This is a genomic window from Blastococcus sp. SYSU D00868, assembly GCF_054050575.1.
In genome coordinates, this window is record NZ_JBJGZO010000002.1 from 297667 (window position 1) to 316362 (window position 18696).

Annotated in this window: 17 protein-coding genes; 7 read left to right on the plus strand and 10 right to left on the minus strand. The window is 77.9% G+C overall.

The annotated features are described in order from the left end of the window. Positions 1–53: 53 nt before the first annotated feature. The 4 genes from ACI79F_RS03165 to ACI79F_RS03180 all read right to left on the minus strand — a co-directional run bounded on the left by ACI79F_RS03165 (position 54) and on the right by ACI79F_RS03180 (position 4087). Entirely contained in the window at positions 54–974 is a 921-nt protein-coding gene (locus ACI79F_RS03165) for an ABC transporter permease (protein WP_456547496.1), read from the minus strand. After that, complete coding sequence (locus ACI79F_RS03170; RefSeq protein WP_456547495.1) at positions 971–1759, minus strand: ABC transporter ATP-binding protein; 789 nt, start codon at positions 1757–1759, stop codon at positions 971–973. Before ACI79F_RS03170 ends, ACI79F_RS03165 begins: the two co-directional genes overlap by 4 nt. Before the next feature lie 115 nt (positions 1760–1874). Continuing rightward, positions 1875–3125: an amidohydrolase family protein gene (locus ACI79F_RS03175; protein ID WP_456547494.1), complete on the minus strand. Its 1251-nt coding sequence runs from the start codon at positions 3123–3125 to the stop codon at positions 1875–1877. After that, on the minus strand, positions 3122–4087 hold the full coding sequence (locus ACI79F_RS03180; RefSeq protein ID WP_456547493.1) for a PDR/VanB family oxidoreductase: 966 nt from the start codon (positions 4085–4087) through the stop codon (positions 3122–3124). Before ACI79F_RS03180 ends, ACI79F_RS03175 begins: the two co-directional genes overlap by 4 nt. Before the next feature lie 94 nt (positions 4088–4181). Here ACI79F_RS03180 and ACI79F_RS03185 point away from each other — a divergent pair, with 94 nt between their 5' ends. After that, positions 4182–5534 carry an FAD-binding oxidoreductase gene (locus ACI79F_RS03185; protein ID WP_456547492.1) on the plus strand — a complete coding sequence of 451 codons (1353 nt, stop codon included), beginning with the start codon at positions 4182–4184 and terminating at the stop codon, positions 5532–5534. Next, on the plus strand, positions 5531–6142 hold the full coding sequence (locus ACI79F_RS03190; RefSeq protein WP_456547491.1) for a pyridoxamine 5'-phosphate oxidase family protein: 612 nt from the start codon (positions 5531–5533) through the stop codon (positions 6140–6142). The genes ACI79F_RS03185 and ACI79F_RS03190 overlap by 4 nt, the downstream gene beginning before the upstream one ends. A 7-nt stretch (positions 6143–6149) precedes the next feature. Here ACI79F_RS03190 and ACI79F_RS03195 read toward each other — a convergent pair whose 3' ends face one another. From ACI79F_RS03195 to ACI79F_RS03205, 3 genes are all read right to left on the minus strand, one after another. After that, positions 6150–7130, minus strand: coding sequence for an isopenicillin N synthase family dioxygenase (locus ACI79F_RS03195; RefSeq protein ID WP_456547490.1), 981 nt, complete (start codon positions 7128–7130; stop codon positions 6150–6152). Between the two features lie 85 nt (positions 7131–7215). Next, positions 7216–8088, minus strand: a complete 873-nt coding sequence (locus ACI79F_RS03200) for an SGNH/GDSL hydrolase family protein (protein ID WP_456547489.1) — start codon at positions 8086–8088, stop codon at positions 7216–7218. A gap of 76 nt (positions 8089–8164) precedes the next feature. Next, entirely contained in the window at positions 8165–8755 is a 591-nt protein-coding gene (locus ACI79F_RS03205; protein ID WP_456547488.1) for a DUF4234 domain-containing protein, read from the minus strand. A gap of 152 nt (positions 8756–8907) precedes the next feature. Here ACI79F_RS03205 and ACI79F_RS03210 point away from each other — a divergent pair, with 152 nt between their 5' ends. Continuing rightward, positions 8908–9102: a hypothetical protein gene (locus ACI79F_RS03210; protein WP_456547487.1), complete on the plus strand. Its 195-nt coding sequence runs from the start codon at positions 8908–8910 to the stop codon at positions 9100–9102. Positions 9103–9115: 13 nt separating this feature from the next. On the opposite strand, the gene ACI79F_RS03215 is transcribed toward ACI79F_RS03210, so the two are convergent. After that, entirely contained in the window at positions 9116–9445 is a 330-nt protein-coding gene (locus ACI79F_RS03215) for a PspC domain-containing protein (RefSeq protein WP_456547486.1), read from the minus strand. 169 nt (positions 9446–9614) lie between these two features. Here ACI79F_RS03215 and ACI79F_RS03220 point away from each other — a divergent pair, with 169 nt between their 5' ends. Further along, complete coding sequence (locus ACI79F_RS03220) at positions 9615–10001, plus strand: YchJ family protein (protein WP_456547485.1); 387 nt, start codon at positions 9615–9617, stop codon at positions 9999–10001. On the opposite strand, the gene ACI79F_RS03225 is transcribed toward ACI79F_RS03220, so the two are convergent. Further along, a complete protein-coding gene (locus tag ACI79F_RS03225; RefSeq protein WP_456547484.1) occupies positions 9994–10395 on the minus strand; it encodes a VOC family protein in 402 nt (133 codons plus the stop codon). The genes ACI79F_RS03220 and ACI79F_RS03225 overlap by 8 nt on opposite strands. A 197-nt stretch (positions 10396–10592) precedes the next feature. Here ACI79F_RS03225 and ACI79F_RS03230 point away from each other — a divergent pair, with 197 nt between their 5' ends. After that, on the plus strand, positions 10593–13349 hold the full coding sequence (locus ACI79F_RS03230; RefSeq protein WP_456578872.1) for an AAA family ATPase: 2757 nt from the start codon (positions 10593–10595) through the stop codon (positions 13347–13349). On the opposite strand, the gene ACI79F_RS03235 is transcribed toward ACI79F_RS03230, so the two are convergent. Next, positions 13340–14596 carry an FAD-binding oxidoreductase gene (locus ACI79F_RS03235; RefSeq protein ID WP_456547482.1) on the minus strand — a complete coding sequence of 419 codons (1257 nt, stop codon included), beginning with the start codon at positions 14594–14596 and terminating at the stop codon, positions 13340–13342. The genes ACI79F_RS03230 and ACI79F_RS03235 overlap by 10 nt on opposite strands. A 170-nt stretch (positions 14597–14766) precedes the next feature. On the opposite strand from ACI79F_RS03235, the gene ACI79F_RS03240 reads away from it, so the two are divergent. Together ACI79F_RS03240 and ACI79F_RS03245 are read left to right on the plus strand one after the other, a co-directional pair. Then, positions 14767–17646, plus strand: a complete 2880-nt coding sequence (locus ACI79F_RS03240) for a BTAD domain-containing putative transcriptional regulator (protein WP_456547481.1) — start codon at positions 14767–14769, stop codon at positions 17644–17646. A gap of 46 nt (positions 17647–17692) precedes the next feature. Further along, complete coding sequence (locus ACI79F_RS03245) at positions 17693–18694, plus strand: YihY/virulence factor BrkB family protein (protein WP_456547480.1); 1002 nt, start codon at positions 17693–17695, stop codon at positions 18692–18694. The last annotated feature ends 2 nt before the right edge of the window (positions 18695–18696 follow it).

The following is an 18696-nucleotide window of genomic DNA, read 5'->3' on the forward strand; positions in this document are numbered from 1 at the left end:
TGGGGTGGGACGGCGTCCCCGGATCCGGGGCGCCGTACGAGAGGGGGTGGGGTCTAGGCCGAGTCGCGGTCGGTGACGTACCAGCGGCCGACGGCGAGCTTCCCGAGCCAGCCGAAGACGACGAACGTGGCGATGCCGAGCAGCGCGGCGACGATGATCGTGGCGAACAGCTCCGGGCCCTGCAGCCGCGAGCGGAAGTTGTCGAGCAGGATGCCCAGGCCCGCCTCGCCCTGCCGGAAGAAGACGTCGCCGACGATCGCGCCGACCACCGACAACCCGGCCGAGATCCGGAAGCCGGCGAAGATCGCCGGCATGGCGGCGGGGAACTGCAGCTTCACCAGCCGGGTCAGCCGGCCGGCGCCGTGCAGGTCGAACAGCTCGTGCTGGCTGCGGTCGACCGACTGCAGGCCGAACAGGGTGTTCGACACGATCGGGAACAGCGAGATCAGCACGCAGACGATGACCCGCGCCGGGAAGTCGTAGCCGAACCAGAAGCCGATCAGCGGGACCAGCGCCAGGATCGGGATGCACTGCAGCGCGACGGCGTAGGGGAACAGCGACCGCTCGGCGACCCTGGTCTGGCTCATGACGACCGCCCAGACCATGCCGATGACGATCGCGATGGCCAGGCCGGTGAAGGTGACCTCGACGGTGTTCCAGAGCGCGTCGCCGATCTTCTCCATGGTCGGCCCGTCGAGGAACGCCTCGGTGATCACGTCCTGCGGGGGCGGCATGAGGAAGCGGCGGCCGGGGTCGAGCAGCAGGTAGGTGATCGCGTACCAGAGCCCGACGAGGGCGGCGAAGACGGCGACCGGGGCCGCGACGTCCAGCAGCGTCCCGCCGCGCCGGCGCCTCCGGCGGACCAGCGGCGCGGTGCCGCCGGCGACCAGCTCCTCCGGCGCGGCGATGGGTTCCGTGCCCTGCTCGGTGGCCGTCACGTCGCTCTCCTGCCGGTCGGGGTGCAGCGCTGTCATCGGTGCCCCTCGCGCAGCGCGTGCGAGACCTCGCCGGACAGCGCCGCGAACTCGGGGGTGAAGCGCAGCTCGGGGTCGCGGTCGGGGCCGAACGGGACGTCGAAGGAGGCCACGACGTGCCCGGGCCGGCCGCTCATCACCAGCACCCGGGTCGACATGTAGACGGCCTCGCTGACCGAGTGCGTGATGAACAGCGCGCCGAACCGCTTGGTCCGGAACAGGCTCAGCAGCTCGTCGTTCAGCCGCTCGCGGGTGATCTCGTCGAGCGCGCCGAAGGGCTCGTCGAAGAGGAACAGGTCCGGGTCGAGGGTCAGCGAGCGGGCCAGCGAGGCGCGCATCCGCATGCCGCCGGACAGCTCGCGGGGCAGCTTCTTCTCGTGGCCGGTGAGCCCGACCAGGTCGATCGCGTCCCGCGAGGCCTGGTTGAGGGACGGCTTGCCCATGCCGTGCAGCTCGCCGAGCAGCTGCACGTTCTTGAGCACCGACCGCCACGGCAGCAGCGTGGCGTCCTGGAAGACGTAACCGATGCGCTGCGCGTCGACCTGCACCTCCCCCGACGTCGCCGGGGAGAGGTCGGAGGCGATCCGCAGGAGCGTGCTCTTCCCGCAGCCGGAGGGGCCGACGACGGTGACGAACTCACCGCGCCGGATGTCGAGGTCGACGCCCTCGAGGGCGACCGTGCCGTCGGGGAACGTCTTGGCGACGTCCCGGAAGTGCAGGACCCGGGGATCGGTCGCGGCGCCCGGCCGGGGTCCGGCGGGCCTGCTCGGCGCGGGTGCGCTCACGGGCGGCTCCGGGGGTCGGGGGCCGGCGTCGCCGGCCCGTGGTGAGGACGGACCTCACCCTCCGTGCTGCCTGTTTCGTGGGTGTGTTGCGGCGGTGAACGACGCGCGGCCCGCATCACGACCTGGCCACAGCCGCTCCCGGGGACCCCAGCGGGGCCACCGAGCGGCGCACCCGCGTGGTCGCGACGACCCGCCCGCCGGACAGCACGACCCGCTCGGTCCCGGCGCCGGCGACGGCGGCGTCCAGGCTCTCCGCGGCGATGGCGACGAACTCCGCGGCCGCCCCCTCCGCGACCGCCGGGACCGGCAGGCCCATGCAGCGCCGGGCGCCCGCGCTGACGGCCAGCCACGCCTCGCGGGGGGACAGGTGCCCGGCGGTCACCAGCAGCGAGGCGGCCTCGCAGGCGTCGGCGCGGCCCATCGGGTTGAACGGGTCGCGCAGGTTGTCCCCGCCGGCGCCGACCGTGACGCCGGCGTCCAGCAGCGCCCGGACGGCGGTGAGCCCGCGGGGTGGCGCCACGGGGACGTCGCGGCCCTGCAGGTACAGGTTGGTCTGCGGCAGCGCGACGACGCCGATGCCGGCGCGGGCCACCGCCGCGGCCGTCTCCCGGGCGACGTCGAGCGGGTGCACCCCGAGGCTCACGCAGTGGCTCGCGGTCACCCCGCGGTCGAAGCCGGTCCCGGTCACGCGGCGGGCGAGGTCGGGCAGCCCCTGCGCCGTCGGGTCGAGCGTCTCGTCGGTGTGCAGGTCCAGCGGCAGGCCGGCCCGGACGGCCGCGTCGAACGACAGCGCCTGCCCGGCGTCCCGGTCGGCCCACAGGTGCGGCGCGCCGCCGACGACGTCGGCGCCCAGGTCGATCGCCTCGGCCAGCAGCCGCGGCGCCGCCTCCGCCTCCTCCGCGGTGAACGGCGCCGACACCAGCGCCACGACCTGGATGCGCACCAGGCCGGCCAGGGTGTCGCGCACCTGCAGCAGCGCGCGCAGGTGGCGGGTGCCGGCGTGCACGCCGACGTCGGCGTGCGTGCGGATCGCCGTCGTCCCGTTGGCCAGGTACTCGTGCGCGGCGCGGGTGGCGCGGTCGACGAGGTCCTCGTGGGTGAAGTCCGCCGCGATCGCCCGGATCGCCTCGATCGCGCCGGCCAGGTCGCCGGTGCGGTTGGGCACCCGGTGGCCGGTCAGCGCCTTGTCCAGGTGGGCGTGCGGCTCGGCCGGCGCCGGGAGCAGCCACGAGCCGGCGAGGTCGAGCACCTCCTCCCCCGGCAGCGGCGGCAGGAGGGGGGCCACCGCGGCGACCCGGCGCCCCTCGATGCGGACGTCGACCCGGCGCCCGTCGAGGTCGGCCGCGCCGCTCAGCAGCAGGCTCACAGGTCCAGCACCAGCCTCGGCCCGGCGGCGCGGGAGACGCAGACCATCATCACCGCGCCGTCGGCCTGCTCGGCCGGGGTGAGGACGGAGTCCCGGTGCTCGACCTCGCCCTCCAGCACCGGCGTCTCGCACGTGCCGCACGTGCCGACCCGGCAGGAGGAGAGGACGACGGCGCCGGCCCCGGTCACCGCCTCGAGCACCGACTCCCCCGGCTCGACGGTCACCGTGGACCCCGTCAGCGCGAGCTCCACCTCGAACGGGCCGGGCCACACCGGGTCGCCGAACTCCTTCGCCTCGAACCGCTCCAGGTGCAGCGCCTGCTCCGGCCAGCCGGCCATCGCCGCGGTGACCGCGTCGATCAGCCGGCCCGGGCCGCAGACGTAGACGGCGGTGTCGGTGCGCGGGGAGCCGGTCACCGCCGCGACGTCCAGCCGCCCGCCCTCGTCGGCGGCGTGCACGCGGACCCGGCCCGGGTGCGCGGCGGCCAGCTCGGCGGCGAAGGCCATGGTGGCCCGCGACCGCCCGGCGAAGTCCAGCGTCCAGTCGGCGCCCGCGGCGGCGGCCTCGGCGACCATCGCGCGCAGCGGGGTGATGCCGATGCCGCCGGCGACGAACCGGTACCGCGTGCCGGGGGTGACCTCGAACGCGAAGTGGTTGCGCGGGCCGCGCACCCGCAGCGCCTGCCCCACCCGGACGTCGTCGTGCAGGGCCAGCGACCCGCCGCCGCCCTCCTCCTCCCGGAGGACGGCGATCCGCCAGCGGGAGCGGTCGGCCCGGTCGCCGCACAGCGAGTACTGCCGCTCCAGCCCCGGCGCGAGGACGACGTCGACGTGCGAGCCCGGCGTCCAGGCGGGCAGGTCACGGCCGTTGTGCGAGACGAGGTCCAGGGCGACGACGCCCTCGGCCAGGTCGGTGCGGGCGTCGACGAGCAGGTCCCGCTCGACGTCGGAGAAGAAGCTCACGCCGGCGATCCGAGCAGAGCCGCGTGCCGAACGTGTCCCACCGACGTGACACGGAGGTGACACGGGCGGAACCCCGCGCGGCTGGACTGGCCCGGTGACCGCCTCCCCCGTCCGGACCCCCGCCCCGTCGCCCGCCGCGCTCGCCGCGCTGGAGGCCGAGCTCGCCGCCCTGCTCGGCGCGCGCAACGTGACCGGCGACCTGCGCGCCCGGGAGCGCGCGTCGGTCGACGGCGCGCGGATGAGCCCGATCATCACCGAGCTGCTGCCGCTGGGGGTCGCCGACCTGGTCGCCTGGCCGACCACCGCCGAGGACGTCGGCCGCGCCGTCGCCGCGGCCGTCCGGCACGGCGTCCCGGTCACCCCGCGGGGCAAGGGCACCGGCAACTACGGGCAGGCGATCCCGATGGCCGGCGGGCTGGTGCTGGACCTGTCCCGGGCGCGGGCGGTGGTCGAGGTCGGCGACGGCTGGATCACCGCCGAGGCCGGCGCGCCGATGGTGGCCCTGGAGCGGGCCGCGGCCGAGACCGGGCAGCAGCTGTGGATGTACCCGTCCACCGCGCAGTCCTCGCTCGGCGGGTTCCTCGGCGGCGGCTCCGGCGGCACCGGGACCATCGCGCACGGCTCCAACGACATGGGCTTCGTGCTCGCGCTCGACGTCGTCCACGCGACCGGGTCCCCGGACCTGGTGCACGTCGAGGGCGACGAGGCGCAGCGGTACGTGCACAACTACGGCACCGCCGGGGTCATCGCCCGGGCCACCGTGCGGCTGGAGCCGCTGCAGGACTGGCGCGGGGTGTACGCGAGCTTCCCCGACTTCCGCGGCGCGCTGTCGGTGCTGCGCGAGCTCGGGCGGCTGGAGCCGCTGCCGCGGCTGGTCTCCGCCGACACCCCCGAGATCACCGCCACCCTGCCGCCGGACCCGGCGTTCCCGGCCGGCCGGGCCAGCCTGCGGATGATCGCCGACGCGCGGACGCTCGCGGCGGCCACCGCGCTGGTCGAGGGCGCCGGCGGGCGGGTCGAGGACGTCCGCGAGGGCGCCCAGGTGGTGCTGTCGCTGAGCATGCTCAGCTACAACCACCCCATCGAGTGGCTGCAGAAGTCGCGGCCGGGGGTGTTCTTCCACGTCGAGGTCTCCGGCGACGCGCTGGTCGAGCGGATCGACGAGGTGCACGCCGTCTACGAGGGCGGGCTGCTGCACGTCGAGGCCGGGCACACCGTGCCGATCGGCATGCTCGCCGGGGTCTACCGCAGCCCCGAGCAGGTGCGCGCCGGCATCCGCGCGCTGAACGCCCTCGGCGTGGGCGTGCACGACCCGCACCAGTGGAACGTCGACTTCGAGCTCGGCCGCACGATCGAGACCGCCCGCGTCACCGACCCGGACGGCCTGCTCAACCCCGGCAAGCTGAACCCGGACTACGACGGCCCGACCAAGGGCGCCATCCGGTGACCGCGTCGACCGGGACCCCGCCCGGCCGGGAGGTGCACGCCGACGGCGCTCCCCCGGCCGACCCGCTCGCCCTGGCCCGCGCCTGGCTGCCGGCCGACGACGACCCCGACCGGCCACGGGTGACGCTGTGCACGGTCGGCGAGGACGGTTACCCGAACGCCCGCACCGTGCTGCTCAGCGCGGTCGACGCGTCCGGCTTCGCCTTCCACACCGCCTGCGGCAGCCGCAAGGTCGCCGAGCTGGCCGCGGTGCCGCGGGCCGGCATCGTCGTGCTGTGGCCGGACCTCGGCCGGCAGCTGGTCGTGCGCGGCGACGTCGTCCCCGACGGCGAGGAGCAGGCCGCGGCGGCGTGGGCGGCCCGGTCGGAGTACCTGCGGCGGCTGGCGTGGCTGAACACCGAGGAGCTGGCCGGGCTGCCGCGGGCCGAGCGGGTGGCGCGGTGGGCCGGCTTCGCGCCGGACGGCGACGGACCGGCCGGCTCGTGGGTCGGCTACCGGCTGCGGCCGCGGGAGATGACCTTCTGGGCGGCGTCGGCGGAGACCGCCAGCCGCCGGCTGCAGTACCTGCGCGCCGGCGGCCGGTGGTCCTGCCGCGCCCTGCCGGGCTGACCCGCCGTCAGCCGCCGTAGTTGGCGCGGATCCGCTCGAGGATGAAGTCGCCGGCCGAGATGGGCGGGTAGCTGCCCTGCGGGCTCTCGATCAGCACGTCGCGGTCGGCCTGGGCGAAGAAGGCGATGCTGTAGCGGGACCCGAGCGGGTCGCCGGGTCCGGGCGCCTTGACCCGGTGGAAGTTCGACGGGAGGACGCCGTCGCTCCACCGGGTCAGCATGTCCCCGATGTTGCAGGTGATCGCGTCGTCGGAGGGCTCCACCGGCGTCCACGCCTGCCCCTCGGCCTCGGCGCCGGGCAGCACCTGCAGGCCGCCCTGGCCGGCGCGCTGGAACAGCAGGGTCAGGCAGTCGAAGTCGGTGTGCGCGCCGGCCCGCCACAGGTCGGTGCGGGCGGCGGTCTCCGCCGAGACCGGGAAGTAGTGCAGCAGCCGCAGCGTGCTCTGGTAGCCCGGCGCCGACGGGTCGTGCGCCCGGGCGAAGAAGTCCGCGTCGAACCCCAGCCGCAGCGCGAAGCAGGAGAGCACGTCCATGGCCACCTGCCGGCACCGGGCCTCGAAGGCGAGCATCGTCTCCTCGAACCCGGCCAGCTCCTCCGCCGTCGGCCAGCGGCCGGCCATGTGCGGGCGCGTGACCTGGTAGGACTCCTTCTCGTCGGGGGTGCCGATCGAGGGCCGCACCTGCGTCTTGGACTCCCAGCCCGCGTTGAGCGCCTTGTCGAGCGGGCGGCGCGCCTTGACCTCCGGCGGGAGGGCGAAGAACGCCTCGGCCGCGGCGAAGGCGCCGTCGACCTGCTCCTGCGGGATGCCGTGGTCGACGACCTGGAAGAAGCCGATGTCGGTGGCGGCGGCCCACAGCTCGTCGGCGATCTCCGCGCGGCGCGCGGGCAGGTCGGCGAGGCTGATCCGGCGGACCTCGCGGGTGCTGGTCTCGGTGCCGAGAGCGCCCATGCGGGCCTCGCGGTCGAGTTCGGTCAGGCGGCTGGTCATGGGTCCCAGGCAACCAGCGCGGTGTTTCGCGGAGGTACCGGAGGAGGTCCGTCGGCGTGACGCCGAGGGACCTCCTCCGCGCCGGTCAGCGCAGGCGCAGGACCTGCCGGACCCGGTCGGCCATCGCGGCCTCGCCCAGCGCGTTCGGGTGCACGATCACCGGGTTGCTGCCGGCCAGCACCGGCTCGATCCAGCGGACGCCGATCGGCTGGCAGGCGTCGTGGCCCTCCGAGACCTGGCTCATGTCCACGTACCGGACCCCGGTCTCCGCGGCCGCCCGCCGCACCGCGTCGTTGAGCGTGGCCTGCAGGCTGCGCAGGTACGGCACGTCGCCGGACGCGACGGTCATGACCGGGTAGCAGCCGCCCGAGGCCGGGAGGATCCACGGGTAGCCGAGGATCGCCACACGGGCGTTCGGCGCCGCCTCGCGCACCGCCGAGAGCGCCTGCACCAGCGCCGGGTAGGTCGTGGTGCGCACGGTGTCCTCGAAGGAGGAGCCGTACCGGTCGCGGCACGGGCTGCCCTGGCCGAGGGTCAGCACGCCCGCGGCGCCGCACTGCAGGATCGAGTTGATGAAGACGCCGCTGTCGTTGCCGCCGATGGTCATGGTGACCAGGTCGGTCTCCGCGCTCAGCGCCTCCAGCTGCGGCGCCACCCCCGGGTGCTGCTCGGCCGCGAAGTCGCCGGTGTCGGCCCCGCCGCAGGTGACGTCGGTCAGCCGGGCGCCGAGCTGCTCGGCGAGGACGTGCGGGTAGTTGCGGGTCGAGCGCAGACACTGTGGCGCCGCGGTCGGGTCGGGCGGCAGCACGCCCGAGGCGGCGCTGTAGGAGTCGCCCAGGGCGACGTAGTCCAGCGGCTGCGGCGGCCGCGGGGTCGCCGCGGCGGGGGCGGTGAGGCCGAGCAGGACCGCCAGGGCGGCGAGGACGGGGACGAGCAGACGGGCAGGACGACGGCGCACGGGCTACTCCGGTGGAGCCGGGGGCAGGTCCCCCCGTACAACGCCCGACCCCGCCGGAGGTGACGGCCGTCTCCGCTCAGGCGGTCACGCCCTGGGCGGCCCAGTAGTCGTTGAGCGCCCGGTTGGTCCGGACGAACCAGATGAACGGGCCGACGATGATGAACATGCCGGGGAAGAACCACAGCGCGGTCAGCACCGTGACCGGCGGCTGGCGGCCGCTGCGCTCGTACAGCTGGCCGACCTCGTGGCTGAGCAGGAACGGGTTGATCAGCCCGAAGACGATCGCGATCAGCACCGCGATCACCCCGCCGACGCCCTCGCCGCTGTGCCGCTTCATCTCCTCGTGCACCAGGTAGTAGTAGATGAAGCCCCAGATCCCGATGGTGACGAAGAACAGCAGGATCATCAGGCCGGTCGGCCGGATCCTCCCCGGCGGCCCGGTCGGCCGCGCGTGCCACTGGCCGGGCGGCGCGGCGGGCATCGGCTGCCCGTAGCCGGGGGCCGTGTAGCCGGGGGCCGTGTAGCCGGGGGCCGTGTAGCCGGGAGCGGAGAGGTCCGGGGCCGGCGGCGGGGGCGGCGGCGGGGGCGGTGCCTGGCTCGGCCAGGGCGCGTCCGGAGCCGCGGAGAACGGCGGCGTCGGCCGGCGGGGGTCCTCGGACGTGGTCATGCGCGCCTCCTGGGGTCCGGCCGTCGGCGCGGGTCGGCGGCGGCGCCGACGCTAGCCCTCTCGCGGGCCCCGGAGGCGGGTCCAAGGACCTCTTCGGCGGCTCCTCCCCGGCGGGCCGACTGGCCCGGCTGCCGCCGGGTAGGGGGCAGCCCATGGACGCGATCTCGTTCGGCAAGGCCGGTCTGCAGGGGTGGCGGGCGAAGGTGGCCGACGCCGTGGCCACACCGGTCGCCCGCCGGTCCGGGCTGGACGACGACCAGGTCCGCGCGGCGGTCGGCGCGCTGTTCTTCGTGCTGTCGGTCGTCTACGTCGTGCAGACGGTGCGCCGGCTGGCCGCGCCCGCCTGACCGCGCGGCGGCCTCAGCCGCGGCGCCGGCCCGACAGCGCGGCGGCCAGGCTCGTGTGCAGCCGCTCGACGAACGGGTCCAGCGGCGCGGGGCGGGCGCCGGCGGGCAGCGGCGCCGCGGGCAGCGCCACCCACAGCAGCGCGTAGGCCAGCAGCCCCGCACCGGTCAGCGCGAGGACGAGGAAGCCGACGCGCCACAGGACGACGTCGACGCCGGTCGCGTCGGCCAGCCCGCGGCAGACGCCGCCGAGCATCGTGTCGGTGCGGCCGCGCTGCAGGGCCGGGCGGGGGGCGGCGGCCTGCTGGTCGGCGGAGGGGGCGGTGGGCGGCACGGTCGAGGTCATGGCACGAGCCTGTCCGCCGGCGGCAGCCCTGCCCATCCGGGAGCGCCCGGAACCGACCCCCGTTCCCCGGGTCGGGGGATCCCCTGGTCCGCGACGGCGCACCTGTGCGGTTCTGCACCGCGCAGGACCGCCCCGTTGCCCGAGCCGGCGGTCCCGGGAGACTGGGCGGGTGGCTCCCCGACGCTGCCCCTGCGGCACCGGCCTGCCCTACGCCGAGTGCTGCGGCCGGCTGCACGACGGGACGGCGTCCGCGGCGACCGCCGAGCAGCTCATGCGCTCCCGCTACAGCGCCTTCGCCGTCGGCGACACCGCGTACCTGCTCGCCACCTGGCACCCGCGCACCCGCCCGGCGTCCCTGGAGCTGGACCCGGACACGCGCTGGACCGGCCTGGAGGTGCTGCGCACGACCGGCGGCGCGATGCTCGCCGCCGAGGGCACCGTCGAGTTCCGCGCCTCCTACGTCCGCGACGGGCGGCGCGGCGCCCAGCACGAGGACAGCCGCTTCGTCCGCGACGGCGGCCGCTGGGCCTACGTCGACGGCGTCTCGCTCACCTGACGGCGACCGGCTCCCCGGCGGCCGCCAGCTGCTCCCCCGCGATCCCGTCCGGGTCGCGGAGGTTCAGGTGCGAGCCGAACGCCATGTCCCGCACCGGCGTGTGCTCCACGCCGGCCGCCTCCAGCCGGGCCTGCCAGGACACCAGCTCCGCGCGGGACCCGACGGCCGGCCCGAGGTGGTCCAGCCCGGTCACCCGCTCGGAGAAGCGGCCGCCGCCGTCCCCGTGGCGCACCGGCCCCAGCGTCAGGCCCGTCGGCCGGTGCAGCACGACGCGGACGTCGCCGAAGTCGACCCGCGGGACGAAGCCCAGGACGTCGTAGGAGAAGCGCTCGCCCACGTCGAGGTCGGTCACGCTCAGGCCGAGGTGGTCGACCCCGCCCAGCGGCGGCGTCACCGCCGTCCCCGCCGGTCGAACGGCACGGGCAGCGGCCAGCCGAACCACCTCAGGCGTCGACCGACCAGGACCAGCAACTCCTCCGGTGTCATCATCATCGCGTCCTCCTCGGGGGCGTCCGGCGCACCGAGCGTCGGCTCGGGCGGGCACCGGTCGCGTCGGGGAGATCCCTCGACCCGACGAGGGACGGCGATGCCGTGATCGGTCGCGGGCGGGCGCTCGAGCGCATCGGCGAGGTGCTGGCGGGGGCCCGCGCCGGCCGGTCGGGCGTGCTCCTGGTGGAGGGCGAGGCGGGCGTCGGCAAGACGGCGCTGCTGCGCGCCGCCGCGGCCCGGGCCACCGGCTTCACCTGCCTGACGGCCACCGGGGTGGAGTCCGAGGCCGCGTGGGGGCCCGGCTGCCTGCTGGAGCTCCTGGGGCCGCTGCGCCGGCACCTCGACGAGGTCCCGCCCACGCAGGCGCAGGCGCTGCGCTCGGCGCTGGGGTGGGGTCCGCCGGGCGGGCCGGTGGACCGGTACCTCCTCGCCGCCGGGACCCTCTCGGTGCTGGCCGCCGCGGCCGAGGCGGCCCCGGTCCTGGTCGTGGTCGACGACCTGCAGTGGGTCGACGCCGGCTCGGCCGCGGCCCTGTTGTTCGCGGCGCGGCGCATGCACTCCGACCGGGTCGCCGTCCTGCTGGCGCAGCGCTCGGGCGCGGCCCCGCCCGGCGGGGTCGAGTCGCTGCCGCTGACCGGGCTGACCCCCGCGGAGGCCGCCGACCTGCTGGCGCCGGAGGTGGCCGGCCCGGTCGCCCGCCGCCTGGCCGCGCAGCTGGGTGGGAACCCGCTGGCGCTGCGCGAGGTCGCCGCGCGGCTGACCCGCGGGCAGCGGCGCGGCACCGAGCCGCTGCCGGCGCCGCTGCCGGTCGGTCCCCGCCTGGCGCGGGTCTTCACGCCGGCGGTCGGCGCGCTCTCCGCGGGCGCGCGCTCGGCGCTCCTCCTGCTCGCCGCCAGCACCGACGGCCGGGCCGGGCCCGTCGCCGCAGCCCTCGCCGCGGCGGGCGAGGACCCCGGCGCCTGCCTCGACGAGGCCGAGGAGGCCCGGCTGCTCGACCGGCGCGGGGACCTGCTGGCCTTCGGTCACCCGCTGGTCAGGACCGAGGTGGAGCGCCGGGCGACCCCCGCGCAGCGCCGCGCGGCGCAGCGCGCCCTCGCCGGGACCGCCGGCGGGCCGGGCCTGCGCACCTGGCACCTGGCGCACGCCGTCGACGGTCCGGACGACGGCCTGGCCGACGCCCTGGTGGCCGAGGCCGCCTCGGCCCGGGCGCAGCGCGGACCGGCGGCGGCGTCGGCGGCCCTCGAGCGCGCCGCGGCGCTGACGTCCGCGGCGCCGGTCGCCGCCGCCCGGCTGGCGGAGGCGGCGGCCGAGGCCGTGGCCGCCGGCGACGTCCCGCGGGCGCGCGCGCTGGCGGACCGGGTGCTGCGCGGCGCGGCCCCGCCGGCTGCCCGGGCGCAGGCCCTGCTGGTCCGCGGGCTGGTCGAGCAGTACGCGGGGTCCGTCCCGGCGGCCCGCGACCTGCTGCGGGAGGCCGGCGACCTGGCCGCCGGGCCGGTGCGCGTCCGTGCCCTGACCGAGCTGGCGGTCACCGAGCACCGGCTGGGTGACGTCGCCGGCCTGCGCACGGCCGCCGCGGCGATCGCGGCCGCGGCCGACGACGCCGACCCGGCGCAGCGCGCCCTGGCCGCCTGGGTCGCCGGTGTCGCCGAGCTGTCCGGGGGCGACCCGGCGACCGGCCGCGCCGCGCTCCGCCGCGCCCTCGCGACGTGGGACGCCGAGCCCGCCCTGCGCGACGAGCCCGGCATCCTGCCGCTGCTGCTGCTCGCTTTCGGCTGGCTGGAGGACGACGCGCTCGCGGCCGTGCCGGGCATCGAGCGCCGGCTCCGCCGGGCCCGGGAGCGGGGCGTCCTCGGCGTGCTGGTCACCGCGCTCGCCCTGACCGCGAACGGGCGCGCCGCGTTCCTCGGCGACCACGCCGGCGCCTTCGCCGACGCCGGCGAGGCGGCGGAGCTGGCCGAGGAGCTGGGGCACGTGGCCGACGCCGTCCCCGCGGTGCTGCGGCTGGCGTGGGAGCTCGCCGCCCGCGGCGCGCACGACGAGGCGGCCCGGCAGGTGGACCGGGCGCGGGCGCTGGCCGACCGGGCCGGGACGTCGGCCGTGGCCGCGCACCTGGCGATCACCGCCGCGTCGGTCGCGCTGTGCCGCGGCGACCTCGCGGAGACCGCCCGGCTGCTCGAGGCCCGCCTGGCCGCCGACGGCGGGGTCGGGTCGCTCGGCGAGCCGCTGGGGGTGGCCCCGCTCCTGGTGGAGGCCTACGCGGGCCTGGGCCGCGGCGCCGAGGCGGCCGCGCTGGCCGGGCGATACGCCGCCGGGTCCGGGGCCGTGCTGCCGTCGACCCCGGCGCTCGTCGCGCGCTGTCGCGGGCTGACCTGCGCGGACGACGACGAGGCCGCGGCGGCCTTCGCGGACGCGCTCGCCGCCCACGCCCTCGCGCCGGACCGGTTCGAGACCGCGCACACGCGGCTGCTGCACGGCGGCCGGCTGCGCCGGGCGGGACGGCGGCGCGCCGCCCGCGAGCAGCTGACCGCGGCCGCCGACGAGTTCGCCGCGATGGACCTGCAGGCGTGGGTCGCCCGGGCGGCGACCGAGCTGCGGGCCACCGGGCGGACCGCCCGCCCGCGGCAGCCCCCGGCGGCGGGGTCCCCGGCCGGGGAGCCGCTGACCGCCCAGGAGACCGGGATCGCCGTGCTGGCCGCCCGGGGGCTGTCCAACCGCGAGATCGCCGCGACGCTGTTCCTGAGCCCGAAGACGGTCGAGCACCACCTGTCGGCCGTCTACCGCAAGCGGGGGCTGCGCTCGCGGGTCGAGCTGGCCTCCGCCTTCCCGCCCTCGCTGGACCCGGGCGCCCTTCAGAGGTGAGCGGCGCCGGCCAGGATCCGGTGCGGGTCGGTGGCCGCGGCCAGCGCGCCCAGCCGCGCCCGCGCCGCCGGGGCGTGGTCGCGGGCCAGCACGTCGGGGGTGGCCGCCCAGCCGTGCGCCGGCGCGCGGCCGCCGGTCGCCGTCCCCAGCTCGGCGGCGAGCTCGTCGGCGCAGGCCCGGGTGGCGGCCCGCTCCTCCGCGGCCGCGCCGCCGATCAGCCGCACCGCCAGCGCGGCGTCCCGGGGGCCGGCGGCGCTGGGCACCGCGGGCGCCCAGCCGACGGCGCCGCCGAGCAGCCGCAGCTCCACCCAGCGGGGCAGCCCCCGGCCCAGCGCGCGCAGCAGCGCGTCGACGGCGCCGGTGGGCAGCCGGTCCAGCAGCAGCGAGGACTCCCGGCCCGCCGGCGGGCCCACCGGCTCCGGGCGCAGGTCGCCCAGCGGCCGCGTCCCCACCGCCTGGGCCTGCGGGGGCACGCCGCGCAGCAGCGGGGCGAGCACGTCGGCGCCGTCCTCGGGCTCCCCGGTCCAGGTCACCGCGACGGTCACGCCCGTGGGGCCCGCCGGCGGCCGGGCCAGGACCAGCGAGCAGCCGGCGTGCGCGGGCAGCGCCGGCGCCCACTCCCGCCACACGCGCAGCACCCGGGCCGCCTCGCTGCCCGGCCAGCTCAGCAGCGCGGTGCCCAGCGGCGCCGCGGCGAGCAGGTCCAGCTCGACGGCGGTGAGCACGCCGAGGCCGGGCCCGCCGCCGCGGACGCCCCAGAACAGCTCGGCGTCCTCGGTGGGCGTGGCCCGGCGCAGCACGCCGTCGCCGGTGACGAGCTCGACCGCGCGGACCCGGTCCGAGGCCAGCCCGTAGGTGCGGGCGACGGGGCCGGCGCCGGCCCCGGTGACGGAGTCGGCGACCCGCTCGCCGGCCGAGGCGCCGGTGACCGCGACCAGCCCCTGGCCGGCGGCCGCGTCGAGCACCTCCGACCAGCGCGCCCCCGCGCCGACCCGCGCCCAGCCGGAGGCCGACAGCGTCGTCCCGGCGAGGGCGGTGGTGTCCACCACCAGGGCCCGCGCCACGGGCGCCGTCCCCTCCCGGACGGCGACCCCGTGCCGGCCCGCCAGCCGCAGGACCGCGACGACGTCGTCGGCGGTGGCCACCCGGACCACGGAGCCGTCGACGACGGCCGCCGCGGCGGAGAGCCGGCCGCGCAGCCGGGCGGCGAGGTCGGGCGGCAGGACGGGGGCGGCGAGGGCGGTCACGGGCTCTCCAGGGCGGTGCGGGTGGGGCATGGCAGGAGCGTCGGCCGCCCCGCTTGGCTCGTCCTTGTCCCGCGCTTGCGCGGCAGGTGGCGGGCCCGTCGTCACCGGACCGGGCGGCACACCGCCCGCCGATGCCGTTTCGTCACCTCGCGCCCCTAGGCTGCGCGGCGATGAGCGGCACCTCCTTCCGGGTCCTGGGTCCCGTCGAGATCCGGCGCGACGACCGGCTCCTCCCCGGCCAGACCGCCCGCCACCGCGCCGTCCTCGCCGCGCTGCTGGTCGACGTCGGCCGCACGGTGCCCGTCGACGTGCTCGCCGACCGGGTGTGGAGCGGCCAGCCACCGGCGTCGGCGTCGGGGACCCTGCAGGCGCTGATCTCCCGGCTGCGCCGCGAGCTGGAGCCGGGCACCGCCCCGGGCGGCTGGACGCTGCTGCTCACCCGCGACCCCGGCTACGTGCTCGCCGCCGACCCCGACGACGTCGACGCCGTCCGGTTCGTCCGGCTGCTGCGCGCCGCGCGGGAGCTGGCCGGCCGGGACGACGTCGAGGGCGCGCGGGCCGCGGTCGCCGAGGGGCTGGCGCTGTGGCGCGGCCCCGCCTACGCCGACGTCTCCGCCGCCTTCGCCGTCGAGGAGTCCGAGCGGCTGGAGCAGCTGCGCCTGGACGCCCGCGAGCTGGCCGCCGAGCTGGACCTGCGGGCCGGCCGGCACGCCGAGATCGTCGACGACCTGCGCGAGCTGGTCCGGGCCAAGCCGCTGCGGGAGGGGCTCCGCGCCTCGCTGATGCTCGCGCTGTACCGCTGCGGCCGGCAGGCGGAGGCGCTGGAGGCCTACGCCGAGGGCCGCGCCCTGCTCGCCGACGAGCTCGGCGTGGACCCCGGCCGGCCGCTGCAGGACCTGTACGCGCGCATCCTCCGCCAGGACGCCGACCTGGCCGCACCGCCCCGGGCCGCCGCGCCCGCCCCCGCCGCCGAGCCGGCCCCGGCCCCGCCGGCCGCGCCGGCCGCCCCCGCCGGGCTGCCGCTCGCCCCGCTGCCGGTGCCGCTGACCGCGTTCGTCGGCCGCGCCGAGGAGCTGGGCGTGCTGGCCTCCGCGCTGGCCGGGCAGCGGCTGGTCACCCTCGTCGGGCCCGGCGGCAGCGGCAAGACCCGGCTGGCGCTGGAGGCGGCCCGCCGGCGTCCCGCGGGCGCCCCGCCGGCCGCGCTGGTCGAGCTCGCCGGGGTGGAGGACCCGGAGCTGGTCGCCGCCGAGGTCGCGACGGTGCTGGGCGTCAGCCTGACCGCCGGCGACCCGGTGGGCGCGGTCGCCACCGCCGTGCAGGGCCGGCCGCTGCTGCTCGTGCTGGACAACTGCGAGCACGTGGTCGAGGCCGCCGCGGCGCTGTGCGCCGCGCTGCTCCCCCGCTGCGCCGACCTGCAGGTGCTCGCCACCTCCCGCGAGCCGCTCGGCGTGCCCGGCGAGGCGGTGCTGCCCTGCGGGCCGATGCCGGCCGGCGTGCCCGGCAGCGACGCCGAGCAGCTGTTCCTGGACCGGGCCCGGCTGGCCGTGCCGCACCTGGCCGCCCCCTCGGCCGAGGAGCTGCGGCAGGTGTGCGAGCTGTGCGCGGCGCTGGACGGGCTGCCGCTGGCCGTGGAGCTGGCCGCCGCGTGCCTGACGACGCTGCCGCTGGCCGAGGTCGCCGCCCGCGTCGACGACCGGTTCGCGCTGCTGTCCGGCGGCTGGCGCACCGCGGCGCCGCACCAGCGGACGCTGGCGGCCACCGTGCAGTGGAGCGTCGACCTGCTCGACCCGGCCGAGCTGGCCGTCTTCCGCGCGGCGTCGGTGCTGCCCGGCAGCTTCTCCCCCGACGCCGTCGCGGCCGTGGCCGCGCCCGAGGTGGACGGCGCGACCCTGCCGCTGCTGCGGGTGCTGGTGGCCAAGTCGCTGGTGGAGCTGGACCACGAGTCCGGCCGCTACCGGATGCTGGAGACCCTCCGGCAGTACGCCGAGCAGGGCCTCTCGGCCGAGGAGGACGGCCGCTTCCGCGACCGGCACGCCCGGTTCGTGCTCGCCCTGACCGAGGAGCTCGAGCCGACCCTGCGCCGTCCCGAGTGGACGGCGAGCGCGCGGCGGCTGGACGCCGAGCAGCCCGGCCTGCGGGCCGCGCTGGCCCACGCCCTGGCCACCGGGCAGGGCGAGGTCGCGCTGCGCATCGGGTCCGCCGTGGCCTGGTGGTGGTACCGGCGCGGGCACGTCCAGGAGGGCCGCCGCTGGCTGGCCGCCGCGCTGGACGCCACCCCCGACGCGCCGCCGATCGTCCGCAGCGGGGCGCTGCTGGGCGACGCGCTGCTGGCCTACCTCTCCGGGGACGTCGCCTCGATCTGGGCCCGGACCAACGAGATCGTCTCCGCGGCCGGCGACGAGACCGACGGCGTGCTGGCGCTGGCGCTGGTGCTGCGGGCCTTCGTCGGCGCCCTGATCGGGCACGCCGACCCCGACGGCGGCACCGACCGCGACATCGCCCGCGGCGTGGAGCTGGCCCGGGCCTCGGGCATCGAGTGGGTGCAGGCGGAGATCGCGATGACCCTGGGCCAGTTCGCCCGCGTCGCCGGGGACCCCGAGGGTGCGCTGGAGCACCTGGCCCGGGCGGCGCAGCTGGCCGTCGACCTCGGCCACTCGTGGGCGCACTCCTCCGTGCTGTGGATCCGCGCCAAGGTGCTCACCGACATCGGCCGGGCCGCCGAGGCGCTGGCGTCGCTGTGGCAGATGGTCGACCTGACCCACCGCGAGGGCGACGCCACCGGCACCCTCGCCGGGCTGCTGACCGCCGTCGGCGCGGCCACCGCCGGCGGCCGCGCCCGGGACGCCGCCGTGCTGCTCGGTGCCGTGCACACGTCGGCGCGGCTGGTGGGCTACGACCCGCTGCGGATGGACCCGATGGACGGCCAGCGGTACGTCACCGCGACCGAGGCCGCGCTGGACCCCGCGGAGTACGCCGCCGCGCTGGCCGAGGGGGCGCTGCTGGACCTCGGCGGGGCCTGCGCGCTGGTGCAGCGGCTCGCCGCGGCCTGAGCGCGCCGCCTCGGCGGATCGGACCGCGGAGGAGGATCCTGCCCGCATGGCGGATCCCGCCCGAGGGGCCATCCGGGAGTCCTCCGGCGCCGCGCCCCGCCGGGGCGCCGACGCGACCTCGCCGCACCGGCTCGGCGTCGCCGGCTGGCGGCGGGTGCTGCGCCGCACCACCCGGCACGTGTTCGGCGACCGGCTGCAGGTGCTCAGCGCGGGCATCTCGTTCTTCGCGCTGCTGTCGATCGCGCCGATGCTGGTGGCGGCGCTGTCGGTGTACGGGGCGCTGAACACCCCGGAGCAGGCGCTCGCGCAGCTGTCCGACCTCGCCGACTCGCTGCCCGACCAACTGGAGCCGATCGTCGAGGAGCAGCTGACCACGATCACGGCCGCCTCCGGCGAGGTGCTCACCTGGCGCGGGATCAGCGGCCTGGCCGTCGCGCTGTGGACGGCGACGGTGGCGGCCACCTACCTGGTCGACGCGCTGACGCTGGCCTACCACGAGACGGACAGCCGCGGGTACCTGCGCCGCAGCGGCATGGGGCTGGTCCTGGTGCTGGGCGGCGCGCTCACCATCGGCGGCGTGATCGCCGCCGGCGGCCTGGCGTCGCGGGCGCTGGACGGCGCGCCCGGGGTGGTGCACACGGTGGCGGGGATGCTGGCCTGGCCGGCGCTGGCCGCGCTGATGGCCGGCGTGCTGGCCCTGCTCTACCGGTTCGTCCCCGACCGGCGGCAGGCGCGCTGGCGGTGGATCAGCCCGGGGGCGGCCGTGGCGACCCTGCTGTGGCTGGGCTCCTCCGGCGCGCTGTTCGCCTACGTGCAGACCCTGGGCAACTACGAGTCGACCTACGGCTCGCTGGCCGGCGTGGCGATCAGCATGTTCTGGCTGTGGCTGACCGTGTTCCTCGTCATCGTGGGCGCGGCCGTCAACGGCGAGGCCGAGCGGGAGACCCACCGCGACTCGACGGTGGGCCCGGAGCGGCCGCTCGGCGAGCGCGGCGCCGTCGTCGCCGACAGCACGCCGCCCTATCCCGAGGAGCGGCCGCGGCCCTAGGT